The following is a 21,925-nucleotide window of genomic DNA, read 5'->3' as shown; positions in this document are numbered from 1 at the left end:
CATCATGCAGACGAATCTGAAGATCGCGATCGTCGGTGCCGGCATCGGCGGACTGACGCTGGCGCTTGCGTTGCGCGAGCAGGGCATCGACGCGCAGCTTTACGAGCAGACCGACGTGCTGCGCGAGGTCGGTGCGGCCGTCGCGCTGTCGGCCAATGCGACGCGTTTCTACGAACGGATGGGATTACGTCCTGCTTTCGACGCGGTGTGCGCGGAAATCTCCGGCCTCGTCTATCGCGACGGACGCAGCGGCGCGGTGATCGGCCATCATCGCGGCGAGCCCGACTATCGACGGCAGTTCGGCGGCTCGTACTGGGGCGTGCATCGCGCGGACCTGCAGGCGATCCTGTCGAAGGCGGTCGGCGCCGCGCAGATTCATCTTGGCCATCGGCTCGTCGATCTCGCGCAGCATCCCGATCGTGTGACGCTGAGCTTCGCCAACGGCGAACGCGTCGATGCCGATCTCGTGATCGGCGCGGACGGCGCGCGCTCGATCACGCGGCGCTGGATGCTCGGCTACGACGACGTGCTGTATTCCGGGTGCTCGGGTCTTCGCGGCGTGGTGCCGGCCGGGCGGCTGAGCCTGCTGCCGGATCCCGAAACGATCCAGTTCTGGATCGGGCCGCACGGGCATCTGCTGCACTATCCGATCGGCGACGACGGCGACCAGAACTTCCTGCTGGTCGAACGCCATCCGTCGCCGTGGCCGTCGCGCGACTGGGTGATGCCGGCGCGGGAAGGCGAACAACTGCGGCTGTTCGGGGACTGGCATCCGGCCGTCGTGCAGATGATCACTGCGGTGCCGATCAGCCAGCGCTGGGGGCTGTTCCACCGGCCGCCGCTCGGTTGCTGGAGCCGCGGGCGCGTGACGCTGATCGGCGATGCCGCGCATGCGCTGGTGCCGCATCACGGGCAGGGCGCGAACCAGTCGATCGAGGATGCGATGGTGCTGGCCGCGCAACTGGCGAAGGCCGGGCCGGGCAACTGGCACGAAGCGCAGAAAGCGTACGAGCGGCTGCGGCGCGGCCGCACGCGCAAGGTGCAGTACGCGTCGATCTCGGCGGCCGACGTGTTGCATCTGCCCGATGGGCCGGACGCGCAGGCGCGCAATGCGCGGCTTGCCGAACGCGACAGCGTGCTGCGTCACCTGGACTGGATTCACGATTTCGACGCGCTCGCCGATGAACCGAACGAGCGGCAGGGCGGCACGTGGCTTTGAGCGGTTGACGGGCGCAGCCATCGGTCGCCGTCTGAATGAAATTCGCCATCGTCGCGCGTTCGTTCACCGCCGACAGGTCGATCGTGCGGCCCGAATGCCGCCCGGGTGCCGCCTGCGGCGACGTGCATCGCGCGCGTGCGGCCGACGCGCTTCGCGTGTCGTGCCGGATGACGCGCGCGGCGCCTGCGCTTGCCTGCGCGGCAGCCCGCCGGCCAGCACGCAAGCCGGCCACCCGCATCGCCGTCACGCGTAGTCGGCCACCCGTTGCGCGTCGCGCTTGACCTGCTCGATGTCGCGAAACCGTGCGGCAGGATGCGTGTCCGGCAACTTCGCCGAGCCGCCGAACAGCTTCTCGCGCAGCGTGCCGGGCGCGTATTCGGTCGGATACACGCCGCGCCGCTGCAACTCCGGCACGAGGTAGCGCACGATGTCCTCGAAGGTTTCGTGCGCAACGGCATACGCGAGATTGAAGCCGTCGACGTCGGTCGCGGCGACCCATTCCTGCAGGATGTCCGCGACGGTCTGCGCGGAGCCGACGAACACCGGCCCCATCCCGCCGATGCCGCCCCATGCGGCCAGTTCCTCGATCGTCCACGCGGTATCGCCGCCGGCCAGATGCTCGACAGCCGACACGATCGCATTCGTCTCGACGCGCCTGACGGGGTCGGTCGGCGCGTACTGGCCGAAATCGATGCCGGTCCAGCCGGACATGAAAACGAGCGACCCGTCGTACGACACGTAGCGGCGGTACTCGTCGAACTTCGCGTGCGCTTTCTCGTCGGTTTCGTCGACGATCACCGTGACGAGGTTGTAGATCAGCACGTCGTGCGGGTCGCGGCCTGCGGCGACCGCCTGCGCGCGCACGTCGGCGACGTAGCGTGCGAGCTGCGCCCGCGTCGGCGCGGCGACGAACACGCATTCGGCGTGCTGCGCGGCGAACGCCTTGCCGGGCCCGGATGCGCCGGCCTGGAACAGCACCGGCGTGCGCTGCGGCGACGGCTCGCACAGGTGATAGCCGGGCACGTCGAAGAAGCGCCCGTTGTGGCCGATCTCGTGCACTTTCTCCGGATGCGTGAACACGCGGCCGTCGCGATCGCGCACGACCGCGCCGTCTTCCCAGCTGCCCTCGAACAGCTTGTACAGCACCTCGACGTATTCGGCCGCCACCGCGTAGCGGTCGTCGTGCGTGCGCAAGCCGCGGTCGCCGACATTCTTCGCGCCGCTTTCCAGATATGACGTGACGATATTCCATGCGAGCCGGCCCTTCGTGTGATGGTCGGCGGTCGACAGCCGGCGCGCGAACGTGTACGGATGCTCGAACGTCGTCGACGCGGTGATGCCGATCCCGAGATGCTCGGTCGCCATCGCGATCGGCGCGGCGAGCTGCAGCGGATCGTTGACCGGGATCTGCGCGGCCTGGTGCAGCGCGTGATAGTTGCTGCCCTTGTACACGTCGTAGTAGCCGATCACGTCCGCGATGAAGATCGCGTCGAAGATTCCGCGCTCGAGCACGCGCGCGAGGTCGGTCCAGTAATCGAGATCCTTGTACTGCCACGAACGGTCGCGCGGATGCGCCCACAGGCCGGGCGACTGGTGGCCGACGCAGTTCATCTCGAACGCGTTGAAGCGAATGGTCTTGCTCATCGCGCAGCCTCCGTCGCCGTGGCGTCGGAATCGGCAGCGGTGCCATTGCCGACGCGCCACACGAATGGCGGTGTGCGTCCGTTGATGACCCAGTCGCCGACGATCCGCGCCTTATAGACGAGCGGATTGTGCGACGACACCGTGCGCGCGTTGCGCCAGTGACGATCGAGCGCGGTGGTGCTGCGCGTCGCGGACGCGCCGAGCGCATCGAACAGGCGCGTCGCCGCGCGCAGCACGAGTTCCGACACGACGAGCTGGCTCTGTGCGGACTCGATTTCGGCGGCGACGTTCGCCGCGCGTTCGGCTTCGTCGTCGTTGCCGAAGCGCGCGAGATAAGCCTGCTGCAGCGGCTGCGCGGCACGCAGCGCGAGCGCATCGGCTGCGTACGCCCACGATGCGATCTCGCCGATCACCTGCTGAAGCTGCGCATCGTCGCCCGCGCGCGCGGCGTTGCCGTGGCTGTACACGCGCGTGCGGTTGCGTACCAGTTCGCCCGCATCGCGCACGATCGCATGGCCGATGCCGGCCAGCGTCGCGACGTGGAATAGCTGGTAGAACGCGGTCTGATACTTGAAGCGGCGTGCGAAGTCGATCACGTTATCCGTGTCGACCGCTGCATCCTCGAAGCGCGTCGTGCCGCTGCCGGTCGTGCGCTGCCCGAAGCCGTCCCAGTCGTCTTCGAGTATCACGCCGGGCTGTGCGGTTGCGACCGCGACGATCACGTCGCTGCCGTCGCGTTCGCGCTGCGCGAACACGTCGATCCAGTCCGCGAACAGGCTGCCCGTGCTGTAGAACTTCCGGCCGTTCAGCACGAGCCGGCCGTTCTTTTCCGATACCTTGGTGATGGTCTGGCCGAGCGGGACGTCGCCGGCTTCCGACCACGCATTGCCGACGAGCTGGCCGCTCGCGAAGCGGTCGAGCCACGTCGTGCGCTGCGGCCCGGGCGGTGCGTTGAGCCAGTCCTCGACGAACGCGAAGTGGCCGCGCAACGCCTGCGGCAGATTGGAATCGGCCGTCGCGAGCTCGGTGAGCAGCCGGAACAGCTGCGGCAGCGATGCGCCCGCACCGCCGTCGCGAACCGGCAGCCGGACCGCGCCGAAGCCGGCGGCCTTCAGCCAGCCGATCGCTTCGTGCGGCAGTTCGCGGCGGTGTTCGCGTTCCGCGGTGCCGGCGGCGATCCGGTCGAACAGCGGGCGAAACCGGCTCGCGAGCGCGTCGTAGTCGGTACCGGTGGAGAGAGCGTGATCTGCGTGCGACGAAGTCATGCGATGGTCCTCGAAGGGGGCATTTGCACCGGGAGACCAGTATAGGAAGCGCGACCGATGCGTTCCAATAACGGATTCGCAGATCGTTATCGTCGCTGCGCATTACGGAAACGGGCGAGCAGAAGCGGCGACGCTCGTGCATCGGTTGCGCTGCGCGAGTGCAGCGTCGAGCGGCTTGCCGTGTCAAGTCGTTTGCTATCCGAAGGAATATCGTTACGAGAATCGCTCGGTTTGCCGGCCCGCCGCGCGCTGCTAGATTGAATGCTTTCGTCATTCGACAGGAGAGCCCGATGTCAGATACGAGTGCGACGATTCAAGATCGGCCGGCCGATGCGAGGCCGCGGGCGGCCCGCGTGATTACCGACGACGCCCAGGCGATCGCGGCCGCGCATGCGCTCGCGCAGCGGCTCGCGGAGGGCGCGTCCGAGCGCGATCGCGCGCGTCGCTTGCCGCGCGACGAGATCGAGTGGTTCTCGCAATCGGGGCTGTGGGCGATCACGGTGCCGAAGGCCTACGGCGGCGCGGGCGTATCGAACCTGACGCTCGTCGAGGTGATCAAGATCGTCGCGGCGGCCGATGCGTCGCTCGGCCAGTTGCCGCAGAACCACTTCGGGCTCGTCGACGTGATCGCGCTGATCGGCACCGACGCGCAAAAACGCCATTTCTTCGCGGAGGTCTTGAGCGGCAAGCGCTTCGGCAACGGTTTCTCGGAGAAGGGCACGAAGCACGTGCTCGACCTGAAGACGCGCGTGCGGCGCGATGGCGACGATTACGTCGTCGACGGCACGAAGTTCTATTCGACCGGGGCGCTGTTCGCGCACTACGTGCCGGTGCTCGGCCTCGACGATGCGCAGCAGGCATGGCTCGCGTATGTCCCGCAGCCGACGCCGGGACTCAGCGTGATCGACGATTGGTCGGGCTTCGGACAGCGCACGACCGCCAGCGGCACGGTCGTGCTCGACGGTGTGCGCGTGCCGGCGTCGCATGTGTTGCATGCGCAGCGCGTGTCGGACGAGCCGACGCTCAACGGTCCGCTGTCGCAGATCATCCAGGCGGCGATCGACGCGGGCATCGCAAAGGCGGCCATCGCCGACACGGAGGCGTTCGTGCGCACCCGGACGCGGCCGTGGGTCGACAGCGGCGTGGCGCGGGCGACCGACGATCCGTTGATCGTCCGCGAGATCGGCCGGCTGCATATCCAGCTGCATGCGGCCGAAGCGCTGCTCGAACGTGCGGCGCGCACGCTCGACGAGATCGGTGCGCGCGGCGCGGTGACCGACGACGATGTCGCGCACGCATCGGTGGCAGTCGGCGAGGCGAAGGTGCTGACGACCGAGATCGCGCTGTTGGCCGGCGAGAAGCTGTTCGAACTGGCCGGCACGCAATCGACGCTCGCCGAACACAATCTCGACCGGCACTGGCGCAATGCGCGCACGCACACGCTGCACGATCCGGTGCGGTGGAAGTATCACCTCGTCGGCAACTACTATCTGAACGGCGTGCGTCCGGCGCGCCATGCGTGGAATTGAATCGAATCGCGCGCGTTTCCGGTGCGGGCGCCGACGTATGCGTCGCGCCGGGAACGGCGGATTGATCGAGCGCGAATCGTCAGGCAGCCGGCGCGCGGCTGCCGGCAGCCCTACGCAGGTGGGTTACTTCACGCACTCCAGCGTGTATTTCAACCCGTACCCGAGCAAGCCCCGCCACACGTCCCACGTATGGCCGCCATCGACGATTCGCAGTTCTGCCGGATTCTGCGCACGGCGCAGTTGCGTATACAGCAGGCTCGATTCGGCCTGGATCGTCAGATCGTCGTCGCCGGCCGCGATGAACATCGGCACGCGCCACGTGCGTGCGAAATAGCCACGCATCAGCGCCGGGTAATTGAGCTCGTGCCATACGCGCGGGTCGAACTGCCGGTCGCCGAACACACCGACGTAGCGCGCCGCGGAATTGAGCGGCGGCTCGTTCGCATAGATCGCGGGGCTCAGCAGCATCGCGCCGCAGAACAGGCCAGGCTCGAGCAGCGAGAAGCGCAGCGCGCCGAAGCCGCCCATCGATACGCCGCCGATCGCGCGCCCCGCGCGCTGGTTCGACACCGCGAAATGCGCTTCGACTTCCGGCAGCAGGTCGTTCACGAACGCGCTCTGCATCTTCTCCTTGCGATCGACGTACCAGTCGGTGCCGCCTTGCGGCATCACGATCACGACGGGCGGAATCTCGTGGCGCTCGATCAGCGTGTCGGCGGTTGCCTGCAGCCGGCCCTGCGTGATCCAGTCGTTCGCGTTGCCGGCGTTGCCGTGCAGCAGGTACAGCACCGGATAGCGCGCGCCCTCCGGGTTGTAGCCGGGCGGCAGATACACCGTGTATGACCAGTCGCGCTTCAGCGATGCCGACCGGAACGAACGCAGCACGATGCTGCTGCCCGGATTGACCGACGGCTCCTGCGCGGCAGGCGCGGCCGTTGCGGGCGGCGCGATCGCGGCTGCGGGGGCGGAGCCGGCCGGCGACAGCGCGGACCCGCCCGGCGCGGCATGGGCGGTGGCGAGGAAGCCGGCGAGCAGCGCGGCGGCGAACGGAAGGGCGAGTCGGCGCATGGCGAAGCGTTTCAGGGGTGGCGGCCGCTATCGTAGCAGCGGCGCATGACCGCGCGGCGCATCATCGCCGCGCGCGGAACGGGAACGGCAGCCGCGACACCAGCGGCGCGTAGAGCTTCGCGACGAGATACAGCAGCCCCATCGCGACGACGTCGGCGGTCAGGCCGAGCGGCACGTCCAGGTAGCCTTCGGTCGCCTGGTAAAGCAGCGAGTCCACCGCGAGCGAGATGCCTGTGCCGGCGACGAAGCAGAGCAGTCCCTGGCGTCCGATCGTACCGATCCATGGCATCGCATGCGCGACCTTCTTCATCCATCCGAGGTGTACGAGCTTGGCCGCGAGCCACGCGATCGCGAGGAAGTTCGCGAGCCGCAGCGCGCCGAGATTCTGCTTGATCGACGGATCGGTGGGGAACGGCTCGACGCGCAGCCGGTAATACGCGCCGGCCGCGACGATCGCGAGCGCCGCGGCCGTCAGCAGCCAGCCTTGCGGCTTCGGCGCGAGCGTCTGGTAGACGGGCTGGCAGCGCGCGATCACGCCGAGCACGAACAGGAACTGCCACGCGAACGGATTGAAGTCCCACGGCGCGCCTTCGACGGTCGGCAGGAAGCGCGCGGCGTGCGGCGCCGCGTACCACAGCGACGCACTGAACGCGAGCATCAGCCACGGCTGCGTGCGCGCGAGCGGCAGCGCGAGCGGCACGAGCAGCGCGAAGAACGCATACATCGGCAGCACCGACGCGAGATACGGCTGGCGGCGGAACAGCAGGATGTCGCGCAGCGCGGCGAGCGGCTTGTGCAGCAGGCCGTCGAGATCGTTGGTCGGCATGTTCGGGCCGTCGATCGCGAACGCGTTCAGCACGGCGGTGATCAGCAGCATCAGGCCGGCCGTCACGAGAAACGCACGGTAGATCTCGAACGCGCGCCGGATAAAGCGCTGGCGCGCGGCGGCCTCGTCGTGGCGTTCGGCGAGCGAGTTGTACGCGATGGCGGTCGCGAAACCGCCGAGGAACACGAACACTTCGGCCGCGTCGCACAGCGCGTACGCATGCAGCGTGACGCGCGACAGGATGCTGCCGCCGATATGGTCGACGACGATCACGAGCAGCACCAGGCCGCGGAAGAAATCGAGCTCGGCGTAGCGGCCGGCCCGGGCTGCGGCGGTCATCGGGCCGCCTCCCTGCGCGTGTCGCGGGCGCGGCCGGCACGTGCCGCGGGTGAGTCGGGGTGAAGCATGACTTCGTGAAAAAATGACGAACGGATGCGCATTGTGCCACCGATGCGACGCTACCCGGGGTTTACGCGGATGGCTAGCCGGGAGCCCGCGTCCGGCAAGGCTGCCCGGACGGCGATGCGGCCCCCAGTTGGAGCGGCGCAATGCTTTGCACGGCTCGCCCACGTGCCGATGGACGAGCGATTTGCGACGTGACACCATTTTGTCCTCGCGGCCGCACACCGCGTTGTCCGCCCTGCGGGCCACCGACATAAACAGACCAACGATCGCCGGGCGAATGACATGCCCGGCCCCCGGCTCCGGAGATTCGTCATGAAGCAGCACGTCATTTTTGCCGCCGCGCTGGCCGCCTTCGCCGCGCCGGCGTTCGCGCAGGATAGCGTCACGCTGTACGGCTTGATCGACGAAGGCTTCAACTACACGAACAACGTGAACGTAAATGGGGTCGGAAAAACCGACTACCAGCTCGCAAGCGGCTATGCGCAGGGCAGCCGTTGGGGCCTGAAGGGCAGCGAGGATCTCGGCGGCGGGCTGAAGGCCGTCTTTACGCTGGAAAACGGCTTCGACGTGAACAACGGCCGGCTCAACCAGGGCGGCCGCATGTTCGGCCGCCAGGCATTCGTCGGGCTGAGCGCGTCGCGCTTCGGTACGCTGAGCTTCGGCCGCCAGTACGACGCCGTCGTCGATTACCTTGCGCCGCTGACCGCGAACGGCAACTGGGGCGGCACGCTGTTCTCGCATCCGTTCGACAACGACAACACGGACAACTCGTTCCGCGTCAACAATACGGTCAAGTACGCGAGCGCCGACTGGAACGGGCTGTCGTTCGGCGGCACCTACAGCTTCAGCAACAGCACCGGCTTCTCGGCCAATCGGCAGTACAGCATGGGCGCGCAATATTCGCTCGCCGGGCTGCAGGTCGCCGCGGCGTACCTGCAGGCGAACAGTCCGGGCGTCGGCAACGCGGGCGCGATCGCGGCCGACGACGCGAATTTCGTCGCCGACCGGCTGCGCATCTTCGGCGGCGGGATCAACTACACGTTCGGCCCGGCGACGGTCGGGTTCGTCTATACGAAGACCGACGTGAAGAACCCGGTGTCGACCGTTTATCTGCCGGCGTCGACGTTCTCGGGCCTCGGGCTGAGCGCGACCAAGTTCCAGAACTTCGAGATCAACGGCAAGTATCAGCTCACGCCCGATTTTTACCTGGGTGCGCAGTACGTGTACACGGACGGCAAGTTCGACGCCGCGGCCGGGTCGTTCAAGCCCAAGTACCACACGGTCGGGCTGATGGCCGACTACAGCCTGTCGAAGCGGACCGACGTCTATCTGCAGGGCGCATGGCAGAAGGTCGGCGGCGACAAGACGGGCACCGCGGCCGACGGCGGCTACGTGGTCGGCACGGACGGCCCGTCGTCATCGTCGAATCAGTTCGCGGTGCGCGCCGCAATTCGCCACAAGTTCTGATGTTTTGACCAGCCGGCGCGGCGCGACGGATCGCGCGGCGCCGGCGGCCGTCATCCCGCCCGGCCCGGATCGCCGAGCGTGTCCGCAAGCCAGTCGACGAAAATCCGCACGCGCGGCGCCAGATGCCGGCCGTGCGGAAACACGACCGATACCGGCAACGGCGGCGCCTGCCATTCCGGGAGCACCTCGACCAGCGAGCCGCCGTCGAGCAGCGGCGCGAGTCCTTCGCGCGGCGCCTGGATCAGCCCGAGGCCCGCGACACAGCACGCGAGATACGCCTGCGAACTGTTGACCGCGACGACACTGCGCATCTTCACCGTCTGCAGCGCGCCCGTATCCATGTCCGTATATTCCCACTCCAGTTCGCGGCCCGTGCGGCTCGAGAAATAGCCGATGGCGACGTGGTCCGGCAGATCGTCCGGCGAGCGGGGCGTGCCGTGCCGCGCGAGATACTCGGGCGACGCGCAGTTGATCTGCGCGAGCTCGCCGATGCGGCGCGCGACCAGCGACGTGTCGGACAGCACGCCGACTCGCACCGCGCAGTCGATGCCGTCGGCGACGAGATCGACGAAGCGGTCCGTCGTGCCGAGCATGACGCGCAGGTCGGGATAGCGCGCGTGGAAATCCGGCAGCGCCGGAATCACCTGGTTCAGCGCGAAGCGCTCGGGCAGATCGACGCGAATCACGCCGCGCGGCGATGCGCCCGCGTCGTCGAACAGCGTCTCGGCATCGTCGAGATCGGCCAGCAGCCGCGTGCAGCGTTCGTAGTAGGTCGCGCCTTCGGCGGTCAGCGCAACGCGCCGCGTGGTCCGTTGCAGCAGGCGCACCTTCAGGTGCTTTTCCAGATACTGGACGGCGTTGCTGACCGTCGGACGCGGCAATTGCAGTTGCTCGGCCGCTTTCGTGAAGCTGCCGAGATGGGCGACGCGCGCGAAGATGCGCATTGCATGCAGATGGTCCATGCGGGGGCGGGAGCGTGGCGGATTGGAACAGGCTCCATTGTTAATCAGCGTCGAATGAATTGGTTGAGGGTTTCGCGTTTATTGCGCGCCACGATGCGTCCAGAATCCGGTTCATTCAGTTACCACCCCAAGGACACGGACATCATGGACAAGCGTCAACTGGGCCGCACGGGCCCGCAGGTTTCGGCGATCGGGCTCGGCTGCATGGGGATGTCGGATCTGTACGGGCCGGCGGATCGGGACGAAAGCATCGCGACGCTGCACGCGGCGCTCGACAGCGGGATCACGCTGCTCGATACGGGCGACTTCTACGGAATGGGCGACAACGAGATGCTGATCCGCGACGCGCTGCGCGGCCGTACGCGCGACCAGGTGCTGATCAGCGTGAAGTTCGGCGCGCTGCGCGATCCTGCCGGCGCGTTCGTCGGCTACGACGCGCGGCCGCAGGCAATCCGGAACTTCGTCGCGTATTCGCTGAAGCGGCTCGGCGCCGACCATATCGACATCTACCGGCCGGCCCGGGTCGATCCGGCCGTGCCGATCGAGGACACGGTCGGCGCGATCGCAGATCTCGTGAAGGCCGGCTACGTGCGGCACATCGGGCTGTCGGAAGTGGGCGCCGACACGATTCGCCGCGCGGCCGCCGTCGCGCCGATCGCCGATCTGCAGATCGAATACTCGCTGCTGTCGCGCGGGATCGAGGCGGATATTCTGCCCGCGTGCCGCGAACTGGAGATCGGCGTGACCGCGTACGGCGTGCTGTCGCGGGGGCTGCTCGGCGGCGGCTGGAGCGCGGCGCGACAGGGCGCACGCGATTTCCGTGCGGCCAGCCCGCGTTTCCAGGGCGAGAACCTCGTGCACAACCTCGCGCTGGTCGATGCGCTGCGCGCGATCGCGGACGACAAAGGCAGCAATCCCGCGCAGATCGCGATCGCGTGGGCGCTGTCGCGCGGCGACGACATCGTGCCGCTGATCGGCGCGCGCAAGCGCACCCAGCTCCAGGACGCGTTGTCGGCGTCCAAGTTGCAACTAACGGTCAATGATCTGGCTCGCATCGAAACGGCGGTTCCCGCCGGGGCGGCCGCAGGCGAACGTTATCCGGCAGCGCAGATGGCTCACCTCGACAGCGAGCAGGAACGGGGGCCGGCGCCGCGTGCGTGAGCGGTGAAGGCTGGCGCGCGTCCACCCCGGCTGATGCACGCCGCGAAATGGTTCATTGACGCTCGGGATCGGGTTGGAAGTGAACGCGGGTGGGGCTGAATGATCCCGAAGCCGGTTTCGGCAACCGGCTTCGGGAACCGTCCACGGGACCGCGATTACCATGCTCACGGCGCTTACGGCGCTCACGCCGCTCACGCCGCTTACGCGGGGTCTGCGTACTTCAGCGTCCAGCCGACCGTGCGGGTCGCGCCCGCGCCGAGCGCGAACGGCTTCGTCGTGCACGCGAAGTCCGAATGCAGCTGCCCGATCGGTGTCGTCGACAGCGGATTTGTCGTGCCGTTTGCCGTGTCGAAGGCGGACAGCGCGCAGTTGTCGAAGCCGGATGCCGCATAGCCCGTCGCGGCGCCGTTCGCGTACGTCACCGACACGCCGTCGCCATTGACCTGCGTCGACGCGAAATCCGCGAACGACGTGAAGTCCGTCTCGACCGCGAGATTGCCGGCGAGCGTGCCCGAACTCAACGTATCGCTGCGCGAAATCGTGCCGTGCGCGAACGTCAGCACCGTGTGTACCTGAAGGTCGAGATCCGTCGTGTACGCGGCATTCTTCGACGCGAGCCGGAACTTTGTCGTATCGAACGACACGATCACCTGGCCGTTGCTTTGCTGCACGTTCAGGTTCTTGTAGTACGTGACGGGAATGTAGGTCTTCGCGTTGTAGGTCACCTGCGGCAGCAGCAGCGCATAGCCGAGGTCGGTCGTGCCGTAGATCAGCTTGTCGGAGAACGGGACCGGGTAATACGGCGTGTACGAGTTGTAGTCCGGCGCCTGGCTCAGGTTCAGGTTGATCACGCGCCGGCCGTCGCGCACCGTGAGCAGCGCGGCGCTGTACGGATGCGCGGCGTCGCCCGGCTGGTTGTACCAGGTGAGCGTGTAGCGCGGCAGTGCGTCGAGCCACGCGCGGTAGTCCGCGTCGGGCATCGGCGCTTTTCCGCCGAAGCCGAGCTTGTTCCACCACGCGTTCACGTACAGGTACTGGTGCAGCAGGCTGAAGTTTTCGCCCATCACACGGGGCTTGCCGCGATACGTGTCGGTGCCGCGGCCCTTGACCCACATGTTCACGGACGGCGTCGGCAGCGACGGGTCATACCAGTACGTGTCGAACCGGCGCGCGGCCTGGTAGATGAACGCATACGCAACCTGCTTCTCCCGCTCGGTCAGCACGCCGGCATTGGCCGCGGCCGTCAGCACTTCCATGAACGCGGAATCGCCGTACGGGCCGATCGACCGGCCGTAGTTGAAGCCCTGGCCGTCCGTGTTCAGCTGCGGCAGGATCAAGTCGACCGACTTGCGAAGATAGCCCTTCAGCTCCGGCGTGAGATTCGCTTCGTTGCCCATCTCGAACGTACGCTCGACCACCTCGCCGATCAGCAGCGTACTGTAGCGGTCGAAGCGCGCCTGGTCGTAGTAGGTCGTGTGCGTGTTCGATGCTTCGTCGGAGAATCCGCCGGACGAGTCGTTGCGGATGTGGTTCGTCAGCGTGTACAGCAGCGCGTCGCGTGCGCCCATCGTCGCGACCGCCGGATCGGTCTTGGAGGCGAACGACGGATTGCTCCAGCCGAGCTTTTGGCGCAGCCCGGCGATTCCATAGGACACCGCATAGTAGTTCTGCGCGGTGTTGAGCGACGCGATATCGATCGGCGTGCCGGCGGCCGGGCACGTATTGGTCTTGCCACTCGCATCGGGGCCGAACATGTCGCAGAAGGTGAGCCGCTGCTGTAGCGTCGCGAGCATCGCATCGCTGAACACTTCGTTCAGCATCCCGTGCGCCTTGAGGTTGTTCAACGCGACGAGGTAGTAGTACTCGCCCCACGACGTGTTCGCATACGCATAGTTGGTGCCGGACTGCGCCATCATCGCGGTCGTGATCGTCTGGTATGTCGCAAGGTAACTCGCGTATTGCGGGTCGTTCTTCGACTTCATGTCGATCAGGATGTACGACAGGCCGAGCGCGAGCTTGCCGGGCAGGAATTTGTCGCCGGTGTTCGTATCGAGCACGTGGACGGGCGTGCCGTCGCCGAGGTCCATCACGACCTGCGTGAAGTCGGGCGATTTCCGGATCAGGTCGAACAGCGCGCGCATCTGGCCCATCATCGTGACCGGAATGCTCGCGCCGGCCGGCACGCTGGTGTCGGGTGCGCCGTAGACCAGCGCCTGCAGCGAATTCGACGCAAGTGCGGGCGATGACGAGGGGAGCGTTGACGGCGTGTCGGTCACGTCGTTGCCGCCGCAGGCGCTGACGAACAGGACCGAAAGAGCGCTGAGCGCGGCGCCGAGCGCGAATCTGCTGCGCGGATGCATGGTGTCTCCAGTTTCGAATAATGGTGAAGGACGGGCTGGTTTGGCCGAGGCCGCGCGGTGCCCGTAACAGGTTTCCGCCTTGCCGATGCTTGAGGACGGACGACCTGAATCACGAATCGAGCGAGCGAACGTTCCCCTGCGCGGCCATGACGGGCGCCGTGCTCATGCATTGGAAAACGTTTTCTTAATTTAAGCAGCGGTCGGCGCGATGTCAATGAACTTTCACATCCGATGCGGCGGTGGAAACCCGAATGCGGTGACGGAGGAGCGTGGAGGCGTAACGAAGATTATTGCGAAATGCCGGCCTATTTTAGTCTGTTGGCCGTTCGAGAGGACGGCTCGAAGCGATGCACGAGTGGACGGCACCGAAGCAATTTCAGGATGCCGGTCAAGAGAAAACGTTATCCCTATGAATCGCGGCGCATTGCGCGGCCGGCCGCCGCGTGCCATAACGCGCCGTTTCGACGACGCTACAGCTGCTTCTCGATCGCCGCCTTGTCGATCACCGACCAGACTTGCCGGATCTTGCCGTCGTGAAATTCATAGAACACGTTCTCGGCGAACGTGACCCGGCGGCCTTCGACGTCGAGCCCCATGAACGTGCCCTTCGGCGAACACGCAAAGCGAAGACGGCATGCGACACGCGGCGGCTCGCACACCAGCAGACGGATCTCGAAGCGGAGATCCGGAATGTCGCGGAAATCCTGTTCCAGCATCGCGCGATAGCCGGCAAGGCCGAGCGGGCGGTCGTTGTGGATCACGTTGTCGGCGACGTACTCGCCGAGCGACGCCCAATCCTGCCGGTTCAGACAGTCGATGTATGCGCGGTAGCGGATCGCGAGGTCGGATTCGGTCATGACTGCGGTGCCTCCTCGGTTCGTGCCCGGTCGTTCCGGACGATATGCGTTGTTCAGCGCGGCGGCGTGCCGCCCGACAGGTACGCCACGAACGCCTGCGTGTACTTCGGCAGCGCGTCGAACGAGCGCGCACACAGCGTCAGCCTGCGGTGGCTCCACGCATCGGACAGTTCGACGAGCCGTACATTCATCGTCTGCATCGCGCGCTCTGCCGCATGGCGCGACACGATGCCGATCCCCACACCGCTTTCGATCACGCGGCAGATCGCGTCGAAGCTCTTCAGCTGCACACGGTAGCGGATCCGCTTGCCGAGCGCGCGCGCCTGATCGGCGAGATGAACCTGCAGCGCGCTGCCGTCGGTGAGGCCGATGAACTCCGCGTCGACGATTTCGTCGAATGCGACCTTGTCGCGCGCGGCGAGCGCGTGCGCGGCCGGCACGACCGCGATCAGCCAGTCCTCGCGAAACGGCTTCTGTTCGAGCCCGGCAAGCCCGACCGAATCGGCAACGATGCCGACCTCCGCCGTCTTGTTGCGGATCGCATGCACGATCTCCTGGCTCGAACGCTCCTCGACGCTGATCGACAGATTCGGGTGATGCGGCAAATACGCGGCGAGCGCATCGGGCAGATACTCGCTCAGCGATGCCGTATTGCACAGCAGCCGGATATGCCCGCGCAGCCCCTGGCCGTACTGCTGGAGCTCGCCGCGCATGTGGTCGATCTGCTGCAGCACCGTACGTGCGTGGTGCTCGAGCGCGCGGCCGGCGTCGGTCACCTGCGCGCCCGACTTCGTCCGGTGCAGCAGCGGCACGCCGAGTTCGTCCTCCATCCCGCGGATGCGCTCGCTCGCGGCCTGCAACGTGATGTGGGTGCGCTCGGCGCCGCCGGTAATCGTGCCGGCCTCGCAAATGTTCAGGAAGAGCCGCAAATCGGTCAAATCGAAGCGCATGGCGGGCGCATGGACGCGGAAACTGGTATGGCCGATACGTTAGCAGGAACGGCCGCGCAGGTCTCAGGCGCAGCCTGAGACGCCGTTCGCCGGTTCCGCATTTTCGGGGCGCGATCGATGCCGGAAGATGCCTGCATTTGGGACGGGGGAGACTGTCATGCGTATCGATTCGTCATGGGGCGTGTCGTTCAAGATCGCGCTGCACGTGTTGTTCCTGTGCATCGGCATCGCGTGGGCGTGCGCCGAACTCGCCGACTGGCTGCGGTGAGCGCGACCGCGCCCGCACATTGAAAGCCGTTCGAAATATTGGCCCGCACCGGAATTATTTGCGCGATGCGCGCCGCAAACCGTCAAGTTTTTCCGGATTCGACCGTATTACCGGTAGCAAGTGTCCGCCGGCGCCCCGTTCGTGATCGTTTGTCATCAATGTTTGCATCCGGTTACACGGCGGCCGTCCCGTTTTTGAGATGCTTGAAAGATTGTCAAACCGGAGTCGATCGTCCATGAAACAGCGCGAGATTTACCGCCATGCGGCCTGGCTGTCCGGCCTGGCCGCCGTGCTCGTCATGGCCGGTTGTGCAAGCACGGAGTCCGCTCCGCCGAGCGACACGCTCGCGGGATCGCCGGCCGTCCAGCCTGCCGCCGCGCCGTCGGGCACGACCGCGGTACCGCAGCCGGCCCCCATACTCGTCGCGCAGAAATACGTGGTGAAGCGCGGCGATACGTTGTCGGGCATCGCGTCCGCGAACGGCTGCAGCGTCGCCGATCTGCGCACGTGGAACAAACTGGGCGCGCGCGGCCGGCTCCGCATGGGGCAGGTGCTGCGCATCGTTCGGCCGCAGCCGCTGCAGGCGGCAGGTGCGAGCGGCAACACGCAGGTAGCCGCACCGGCCGCCGTGGGCAATGCGGCGGGCGGCGCGCAAGCGAGCGCGCCGACGGCGAGCGACCGGCAGGTCGTGCAGGAAACGAAGCGGCATGCGAGCGCGGTATCGCTCACCTGGCCCGCGCGCGGCAAGATCGTCGACGGGTTCCGGCCCGGCCAGAATCGCGGCATCCAGATCGCCGGCCGGCCCGGCGACCCGGTCCGCGCGGCGGCCGACGGTCGCGTGATGTACGCGGGCACCGGCCTGAACGATTACGGCAGTCTGATCATCGTCCAGCACAACGCGGATTTCCTGACCGCGTATGCGCACAACCGCAAGCTGCTCGTGAAGACCGGCGACATCGTGCGCCGGGGCGATGCGATTGCCGAGATGGGCGATCTCGACAACTCGCGGGTCGCACTGCTGTTCGAGGTGCGGCGCGACGGCAAGCCCGTCAATCCGATGCCGTACCTGCCTTCATCGCAGGGCTGACGCATACGGCGCGGCTGGAACGCGGCCGCGCTCGCTGCTACGCTACGGTCTGTTCATGCGAGTCCCGCTGCGTGCGCGGCCGACGGTGTCTCCGGGAATGCGCGGCGCAGGCCGTCGCAAGCCGTTCGTCGGCGTGAACGTGCGCATCGTGGATGCGTTGCTTCGTCCCACCGATTCCGACAGAACGCCATTCATCCATGGAACATTCTCCGACACGCCGTTCGCTGTTGCTCGCTGCCGTCGCCGCGCCGTTCGTCGCCGCATGCTCGTCGGCACCCGTCGCGGACCAGGGGCGCGCCCATGTCGCGCAGGCCGAACTCGCCGCGCTCGAAAAGGCATCGAACGGCCGGCTCGGCGTCGCCGCGCTCGATACGTCGAGCGGCACCCGCATCGCGCATCATGCGCGCGAACGCTTCCCGTTGTGCGGCGCCTACGCCGTCGTCGCGGCCGCCGCGATCCTCGCACGCGGCTCGCTCGATGCGTCGCTGCTGCCGCGCCGCGTCCTGTATCGCCGCTACGAAGTCGTGGCCGGCTCGCCCGTGACGGAAAGCCATGTCGACACCGGGATGACGATCGCGCAGCTTTGCGCGGCGATGCTGCAGGCGGGCGACAAGGGCGCGGGCAACCTGGTGATGGGCGTGCTCGGCGGTCCGCAGGCCGTCACGTCGTTCGCGCACGAGAGCGGCGACACCACGTTCCGGCTCGATCGCTGGGAACCGGAACTGAACCGGGCCGCGCCCGGCGACGAGCGCGATACGTCGACCCCGCTCGCGATGGTCGACACGCTGCAGCGGCTGCTGCTTGGCGACACGCTGCGCGAGCCGCAGCGCGCGCAACTCACCGAATGGATGACGGGCGGCGCGCGCGGCGCGACCGGGATCGCGGCCGCCGTGCCGCCGGGCTGGCGCATCGCCGACAAGGCAGGCTCCGGCGGCCACGGCACGACGACCGACGTCGCGGTGCTGTGGCCGCCGTCGCGGGCGCCGATCGTGCTGGCCGTGTCGTTCACGCAGCCGGCTGCCGACGCGGCTGCCCGCGCGGACGTCGTCGCGTCGGCAGCGCGCATCGTCACGAGCGCGCTCACCGCGACCGCCTGAGGAGCCGGCACAACTCGCGCAAAGCCGGCGTTTGGCTTATCGTGTCGGTCAGCGTGCGCCGTCGACGGCGCACGATGTTCCGTTTACCCGCTCCGTCATGCGCCGACTTCCGCCCCTGCACGCGCTGCAGATTTTCTCGACCGTGGCCCGCCACCGCAGCTTCACGCGCGCGGCCGAGCAGCTGTGCCTCACGCAGGGCGCGGTGAGCCGGCAAATCCAGACGCTCGAAGCGCATTACGGTTTCCCGCTGTTCAAGCGGCATGCGAAGGGCCTCACGCTGACCGCCGAGGGCGAGCAGTTGCTGCCGGTCGTCGACGAGAGCTTCGCGCGGATCGAGGACATCTCGATGAAGCTCACGCGGCAGCGCACCGATCTCGCGTTGAAGGTGCCGACTTGCGTGATGCGCTGGATGCTGCCGCGCATCATGCGCTTTCAGGGCGAGCATCCCGATCTCCATGTGCAGATCACGACCGCGTGGCAGCACGTCGTCGATTTCTCGACCGAGCCGTTCGACGCGGCGGTCGTCTATGGGACGTCGCCGGGGCCGGGCGTGGTCGCGCTGCCGCTGTTCGACGAGCGGCTGACCCCCGTCTGCGCACCCGAGCTACGACACGCGGCGCCGCTCGACGCGGTCGGCGATCTCGCGCGCCATACGCTGCTGCACCCGACGCGCGACCATCGCGACTGGCGTGCGTGGCTCGATCACGCTGGCGTACGCGCGGTGGACGCGGAGCGCGGGCCGACCTTCGACACGCTCGATCTCGCGACGAACGCGGCAATGCAGGGCTTCGGCGTCGCGATCGGCGACGTGACGCTCGTCGACGACGACGTTGCCGCGCGGCGGCTCGAACGGCCGTTCGACATCGTGCTCGAGACCGGCGCGCGCTATTTCTTCGTCTATCCCGAAACCGTCGGCAGCCAGCAGAAGATCCGCGCGTTCAGCGACTGGATCGCGCGCCATCGCGACTGATGCGCGAACGTCCGCCGCAACGCGGGTTACCGGTAGGTCACGACGGCGATCATCCGCGTGCCCGTGTTGTCCGGGCGATCCGGTAAAACGATTGCGGGCGAAGCCTGCGTAAAGGTCGTGGTCTTGATCGTGCGCAGGCTCGCCGCGTCGACGAACGCGACCTGTCCGCTGGCCGGCCGCGGGCAGTCGGGGCGCACGCGCAGATGCGCGGCGTCCGCCGTGTCGAGCGTGAACGAGCACGGCGGCTCGACGATCATGCCGGTGAAGTGGATGATGCCCGACACATCGGCGGCAAACGAAGAAGACGAGGCCAGAAGCGAGGCAGCCAGGGCAAACGACGCGGCAAACGAGCGATGCTTCATGACAGGCTCCAGAGAGGAAGCGCATCGCAGCGAGGCCGCTCGAATGGCAGTCCGTCAACGCTGCGGTGCTGTATGCGTAAACGGCAATTTCATCGGACCTCTTAAGGAAAACAGCCGAAATACCGGCCATTGGCAAATCAGGCCGTACTCGTTAAATCAATTTATCTCAAATTTGTGCGCGCACAAGTCAGGGTATTGCCGGTGGTGTACGCGCGTCCCGCGCGCGTCAGTGCACGCCGCGTTTGCCGGTAAATCGTTGAGGACTCAACGAATCGGCGCGCCCGCGAACCGGTTCGCCAAAAGAAAACGGCCGCTCGTGCATGACGAGCGGCCGTGCGGCATTGAGGCGCGCGATGCGGCGGTCAGCTTGCGCGCTTGCGTACTGCGCCGACGATCACGAGCAGCACGATCGCGCCGATGATCGACGCGATCCAGCCGGCGCCCTGGCCCGGTGCATACCAGCCGGCGGCGCGGCCGACGTAGCCGGCGATCAGCGAGCCGACGACGCCGAGCACGACGGTCATCACGATGCCCATCTTGTCGTCGCCGGGCTTCAGTGCACGGGCGAGGAGGCCGACGATGAGCCCGACTACCAGGGTTTCGATGAATTGCAGCATGGATGCCTCCCTGTTGCTGTTGAGTTGTTGACGAAACGACATGGACCCGCGCAGCGCGCCAGGGTTCCATTGCTCGGCACCCCGACACACCGGCGTGCAAGCGTGCCGAGTATCGCACGCCCGCGCGTCGTGTACGTGTCAGGCGACCGGGTCGAGCCGGCGATAGCCTTCGGTCGCGCGCAGCAGCGTGCGCGTGTAGTCGCGCGCGACCTGTCCGGCACGCACGTCCTCGATGCGAAGCTGTTCGACGATCTCGCCATGCTGCATCACCGCGACGCGCTGGCACAGAAAGCCGATCACCGCAAGGTTGTGGCTCACGAGGATCATCGTCAGGTTGCGTTCGCGATGCAGCCGGCGCAGCAGGTTCAGGATTTCCGCCTGCACCGACACATCGAGCGCGGACGTCGGCTCGTCCAGCAGCAGCACGCGCGGCTCGACGATCAGCGCGCGCGCGATCGCGACGCGTTGGCGCTGGCCGCCCGACAACTGGTGCGGATAACGGAAGCGGAACGATGGACCAAGCCCGACTTCGGACAGTGCGCGCGCGATGCGCGCGTCGGCATCGTCGATTGCATGGATCGACAGCGGCTCGCGCAGCGTCTGGTCGACGGTGAAGCGTGGATGCAGCGACGCGTACGGATCCTGAAACACCATCTGCACGTGCCGCCGGAACGCACGCTCGGGTGTGCCGCCGGCGGGCCGGCCGTCGATCGACAGGCTGCCGCCCGCGATGGGCACGAGGCCCGTCAGCGCGCGCAGCAGCGTCGACTTGCCGGAGCCCGATTCGCCGACGAGACCGAACACCTCGCCGTCGCGCACCGCGAAGCTCGCGTCGCGCACGGCGTCGACATGACCCGTGCGGGTCGGAAAACGAATCGAGACGTGATCGACGTCGATCATCGTGCGGCCTCCTGGGATACGCGGGACGCCGGTGCGGGCGCAGCGGCGTCGAGCCACGCCGGATCGCGCCGCAGCACCGGCAGTTCGTCGGGCGGGTTCGCAAGCGGCGGGTTCGCCGCGAGCAGCCCGCGCGTGTAGGGATGCGTCGCGTTGCGCAGGTCGCGTGCGGCGCAGATTTCGACCACGCGGCCCGCATACATCACCGCGACGCGATCGCAGAACGACATCACGAGCGGCAGGTCGTGGCTGATGAACATCAGTCCCGTGTCGTGCCGCGCGATCATTGCGTCGAGCACCGCGAGCACCTGCATCGACACCGCGACGTCGAGCGCGGACGTCGGCTCGTCGGCGATCAGCAGGCGAGGGCCCGTCGACACCATCATCGCGATCATCACGCGCTGGCCCATGCCGCCCGACAGCTCGTGCGGATACGCATCGGCGACGCGCGCCGGATCGCGGATCTGCACGGCCGCGAGCGCGTCGACGATCCGCTCGCGCAGCGCGCGGCCGCGCAAGCCCGGCTCGTGCCGCCGGAACGCTTCACCCATCTGCTTTGCGACGGTCATCACCGGATTCAGCGAATACTTCGGGTCCTGCAGGATCATCCCCATCTGGCTGCCGCACAGTCGCCGGCGTTCGCCTGCGGACATCGCGAGCAGGTCCTGGCCCGCGAAGCGCATCGTGCGGGCGGTCCAGCGCGCGGCTTCGGGCAGCAGGCCGAGCAACGCGCGGCCCGTCAGCGACTTGCCGGAGCCCGATTCGCCGACGATGCCGAGCCGTTCGCCGGGCGCGAGCGTCAGCGACAGGTCGCGCACCGCGTTGGTGACGACACCGTCGTGCCCGCGAAAGCCGATCTTCAGGCCGTCGATCTCGCAGAGCGGCGCGGCGGCGTGGGAGGAATTCAATGACAT

At 67.3% G+C, this 21,925-nt stretch carries 19 protein-coding genes; 7 read left to right on the top strand and 12 right to left on the bottom strand.

The window, feature by feature from the left end:
• The first annotated feature begins 4 nt into the window (after positions 1–4).
• A complete protein-coding gene (locus WK25_RS25495) occupies positions 5–1,219 on the top strand; it encodes an FAD-dependent oxidoreductase (protein ID WP_069243089.1) in 1,215 nt (404 codons plus the stop codon).
• Positions 1,220–1,462: 243 nt separating this feature from the next.
• On the opposite strand, the gene WK25_RS25490 is transcribed toward WK25_RS25495, so the two are convergent.
• Together WK25_RS25490 and WK25_RS25485 are read right to left on the bottom strand one after the other, a co-directional pair.
• Complete coding sequence (locus WK25_RS25490) at positions 1,463–2,863, bottom strand: LLM class flavin-dependent oxidoreductase (protein WP_040140121.1); 1,401 nt, start codon at positions 2,861–2,863, stop codon at positions 1,463–1,465.
• Positions 2,860–4,128: an acyl-CoA dehydrogenase family protein gene (locus tag WK25_RS25485; RefSeq protein WP_069243088.1), complete on the bottom strand. Its 1,269-nt coding sequence runs from the start codon at positions 4,126–4,128 to the stop codon at positions 2,860–2,862. Before WK25_RS25485 ends, WK25_RS25490 begins: the two co-directional genes overlap by 4 nt.
• Positions 4,129–4,418: 290 nt before the next feature.
• Here WK25_RS25485 and WK25_RS25480 point away from each other — a divergent pair, with 290 nt between their 5' ends.
• Complete coding sequence (locus tag WK25_RS25480) at positions 4,419–5,657, top strand: SfnB family sulfur acquisition oxidoreductase (RefSeq protein ID WP_069243087.1); 1,239 nt, start codon at positions 4,419–4,421, stop codon at positions 5,655–5,657.
• 123 nt (positions 5,658–5,780) lie between these two features.
• On the opposite strand, the gene WK25_RS25475 is transcribed toward WK25_RS25480, so the two are convergent.
• On the bottom strand, positions 5,781–6,725 hold the full coding sequence (locus WK25_RS25475) for an alpha/beta hydrolase (protein WP_069243086.1): 945 nt from the start codon (positions 6,723–6,725) through the stop codon (positions 5,781–5,783).
• A 61-nt stretch (positions 6,726–6,786) separates the two neighbouring features.
• Positions 6,787–7,890, bottom strand: coding sequence for an OpgC domain-containing protein (locus WK25_RS25470; RefSeq protein ID WP_040140112.1), 1,104 nt, complete (start codon positions 7,888–7,890; stop codon positions 6,787–6,789).
• A 378-nt stretch (positions 7,891–8,268) separates the two neighbouring features.
• On the opposite strand from WK25_RS25470, the gene WK25_RS25465 reads away from it, so the two are divergent.
• A complete protein-coding gene (locus tag WK25_RS25465) occupies positions 8,269–9,423 on the top strand; it encodes a porin (protein WP_040140110.1) in 1,155 nt (384 codons plus the stop codon).
• A gap of 50 nt (positions 9,424–9,473) precedes the next feature.
• Here WK25_RS25465 and WK25_RS25460 read toward each other — a convergent pair whose 3' ends face one another.
• Positions 9,474–10,385, bottom strand: coding sequence for a LysR family transcriptional regulator (locus WK25_RS25460; protein ID WP_059547234.1), 912 nt, complete (start codon positions 10,383–10,385; stop codon positions 9,474–9,476).
• Between the two features lie 144 nt (positions 10,386–10,529).
• Here WK25_RS25460 and WK25_RS25455 point away from each other — a divergent pair, with 144 nt between their 5' ends.
• Complete coding sequence (locus tag WK25_RS25455) at positions 10,530–11,546, top strand: aldo/keto reductase (RefSeq protein ID WP_069243085.1); 1,017 nt, start codon at positions 10,530–10,532, stop codon at positions 11,544–11,546.
• 200 nt (positions 11,547–11,746) lie between these two features.
• Here WK25_RS25455 and WK25_RS25450 read toward each other — a convergent pair whose 3' ends face one another.
• The 3 genes from WK25_RS25450 to WK25_RS25440 all read right to left on the bottom strand — a co-directional run bounded on the left by WK25_RS25450 (position 11,747) and on the right by WK25_RS25440 (position 15,713).
• On the bottom strand, positions 11,747–13,906 hold the full coding sequence (locus tag WK25_RS25450) for a hypothetical protein (protein WP_069243084.1): 2,160 nt from the start codon (positions 13,904–13,906) through the stop codon (positions 11,747–11,749).
• Positions 13,907–14,376: 470 nt separating this feature from the next.
• A complete protein-coding gene (locus WK25_RS25445; RefSeq protein ID WP_040140102.1) occupies positions 14,377–14,763 on the bottom strand; it encodes an ester cyclase in 387 nt (128 codons plus the stop codon).
• 53 nt (positions 14,764–14,816) lie between these two features.
• Positions 14,817–15,713, bottom strand: coding sequence for a LysR substrate-binding domain-containing protein (locus WK25_RS25440; protein WP_069243083.1), 897 nt, complete (start codon positions 15,711–15,713; stop codon positions 14,817–14,819).
• Positions 15,714–16,216: 503 nt separating this feature from the next.
• Between WK25_RS25440 and WK25_RS25435 the strand changes: the two genes are divergently transcribed.
• The 3 genes from WK25_RS25435 to WK25_RS25425 all read left to right on the top strand — a co-directional run bounded on the left by WK25_RS25435 (position 16,217) and on the right by WK25_RS25425 (position 19,135).
• The gene (locus WK25_RS25435) at positions 16,217–17,068 is read left to right on the top strand and encodes a peptidoglycan DD-metalloendopeptidase family protein (protein WP_069243082.1); all 852 of its coding nucleotides are present in this window, start codon (positions 16,217–16,219) and stop codon (positions 17,066–17,068) included.
• A gap of 197 nt (positions 17,069–17,265) precedes the next feature.
• A complete protein-coding gene (bla, locus tag WK25_RS25430; RefSeq protein ID WP_069243081.1) occupies positions 17,266–18,165 on the top strand; it encodes a class A beta-lactamase in 900 nt (299 codons plus the stop codon).
• Positions 18,166–18,262: 97 nt separating this feature from the next.
• A complete protein-coding gene (locus WK25_RS25425) occupies positions 18,263–19,135 on the top strand; it encodes a LysR substrate-binding domain-containing protein (protein ID WP_040140094.1) in 873 nt (290 codons plus the stop codon).
• 26 nt (positions 19,136–19,161) lie between these two features.
• On the opposite strand, the gene WK25_RS25420 is transcribed toward WK25_RS25425, so the two are convergent.
• The 4 genes from WK25_RS25420 to WK25_RS25405 all read right to left on the bottom strand — a co-directional run bounded on the left by WK25_RS25420 (position 19,162) and on the right by WK25_RS25405 (position 21,925).
• Positions 19,162–19,497: a hypothetical protein gene (locus WK25_RS25420; protein ID WP_040140092.1), complete on the bottom strand. Its 336-nt coding sequence runs from the start codon at positions 19,495–19,497 to the stop codon at positions 19,162–19,164.
• A gap of 362 nt (positions 19,498–19,859) precedes the next feature.
• Positions 19,860–20,114 carry a GlsB/YeaQ/YmgE family stress response membrane protein gene (locus WK25_RS25415; protein WP_040140091.1) on the bottom strand — a complete coding sequence of 85 codons (255 nt, stop codon included), beginning with the start codon at positions 20,112–20,114 and terminating at the stop codon, positions 19,860–19,862.
• Between the two features lie 138 nt (positions 20,115–20,252).
• Positions 20,253–21,014 carry an ABC transporter ATP-binding protein gene (locus tag WK25_RS25410; RefSeq protein ID WP_040140089.1) on the bottom strand — a complete coding sequence of 254 codons (762 nt, stop codon included), beginning with the start codon at positions 21,012–21,014 and terminating at the stop codon, positions 20,253–20,255.
• On the bottom strand, positions 21,011–21,925 hold the full coding sequence (locus WK25_RS25405) for an ABC transporter ATP-binding protein (RefSeq protein WP_069243080.1): 915 nt from the start codon (positions 21,923–21,925) through the stop codon (positions 21,011–21,013). The genes WK25_RS25410 and WK25_RS25405 overlap by 4 nt, the downstream gene beginning before the upstream one ends.

This window comes from Burkholderia latens (assembly GCF_001718795.1).
Lineage (GTDB): Bacteria > Pseudomonadota > Gammaproteobacteria > Burkholderiales > Burkholderiaceae > Burkholderia > Burkholderia latens_A.
This window is presented reverse-complemented; position numbering and strand designations above follow the sequence as displayed.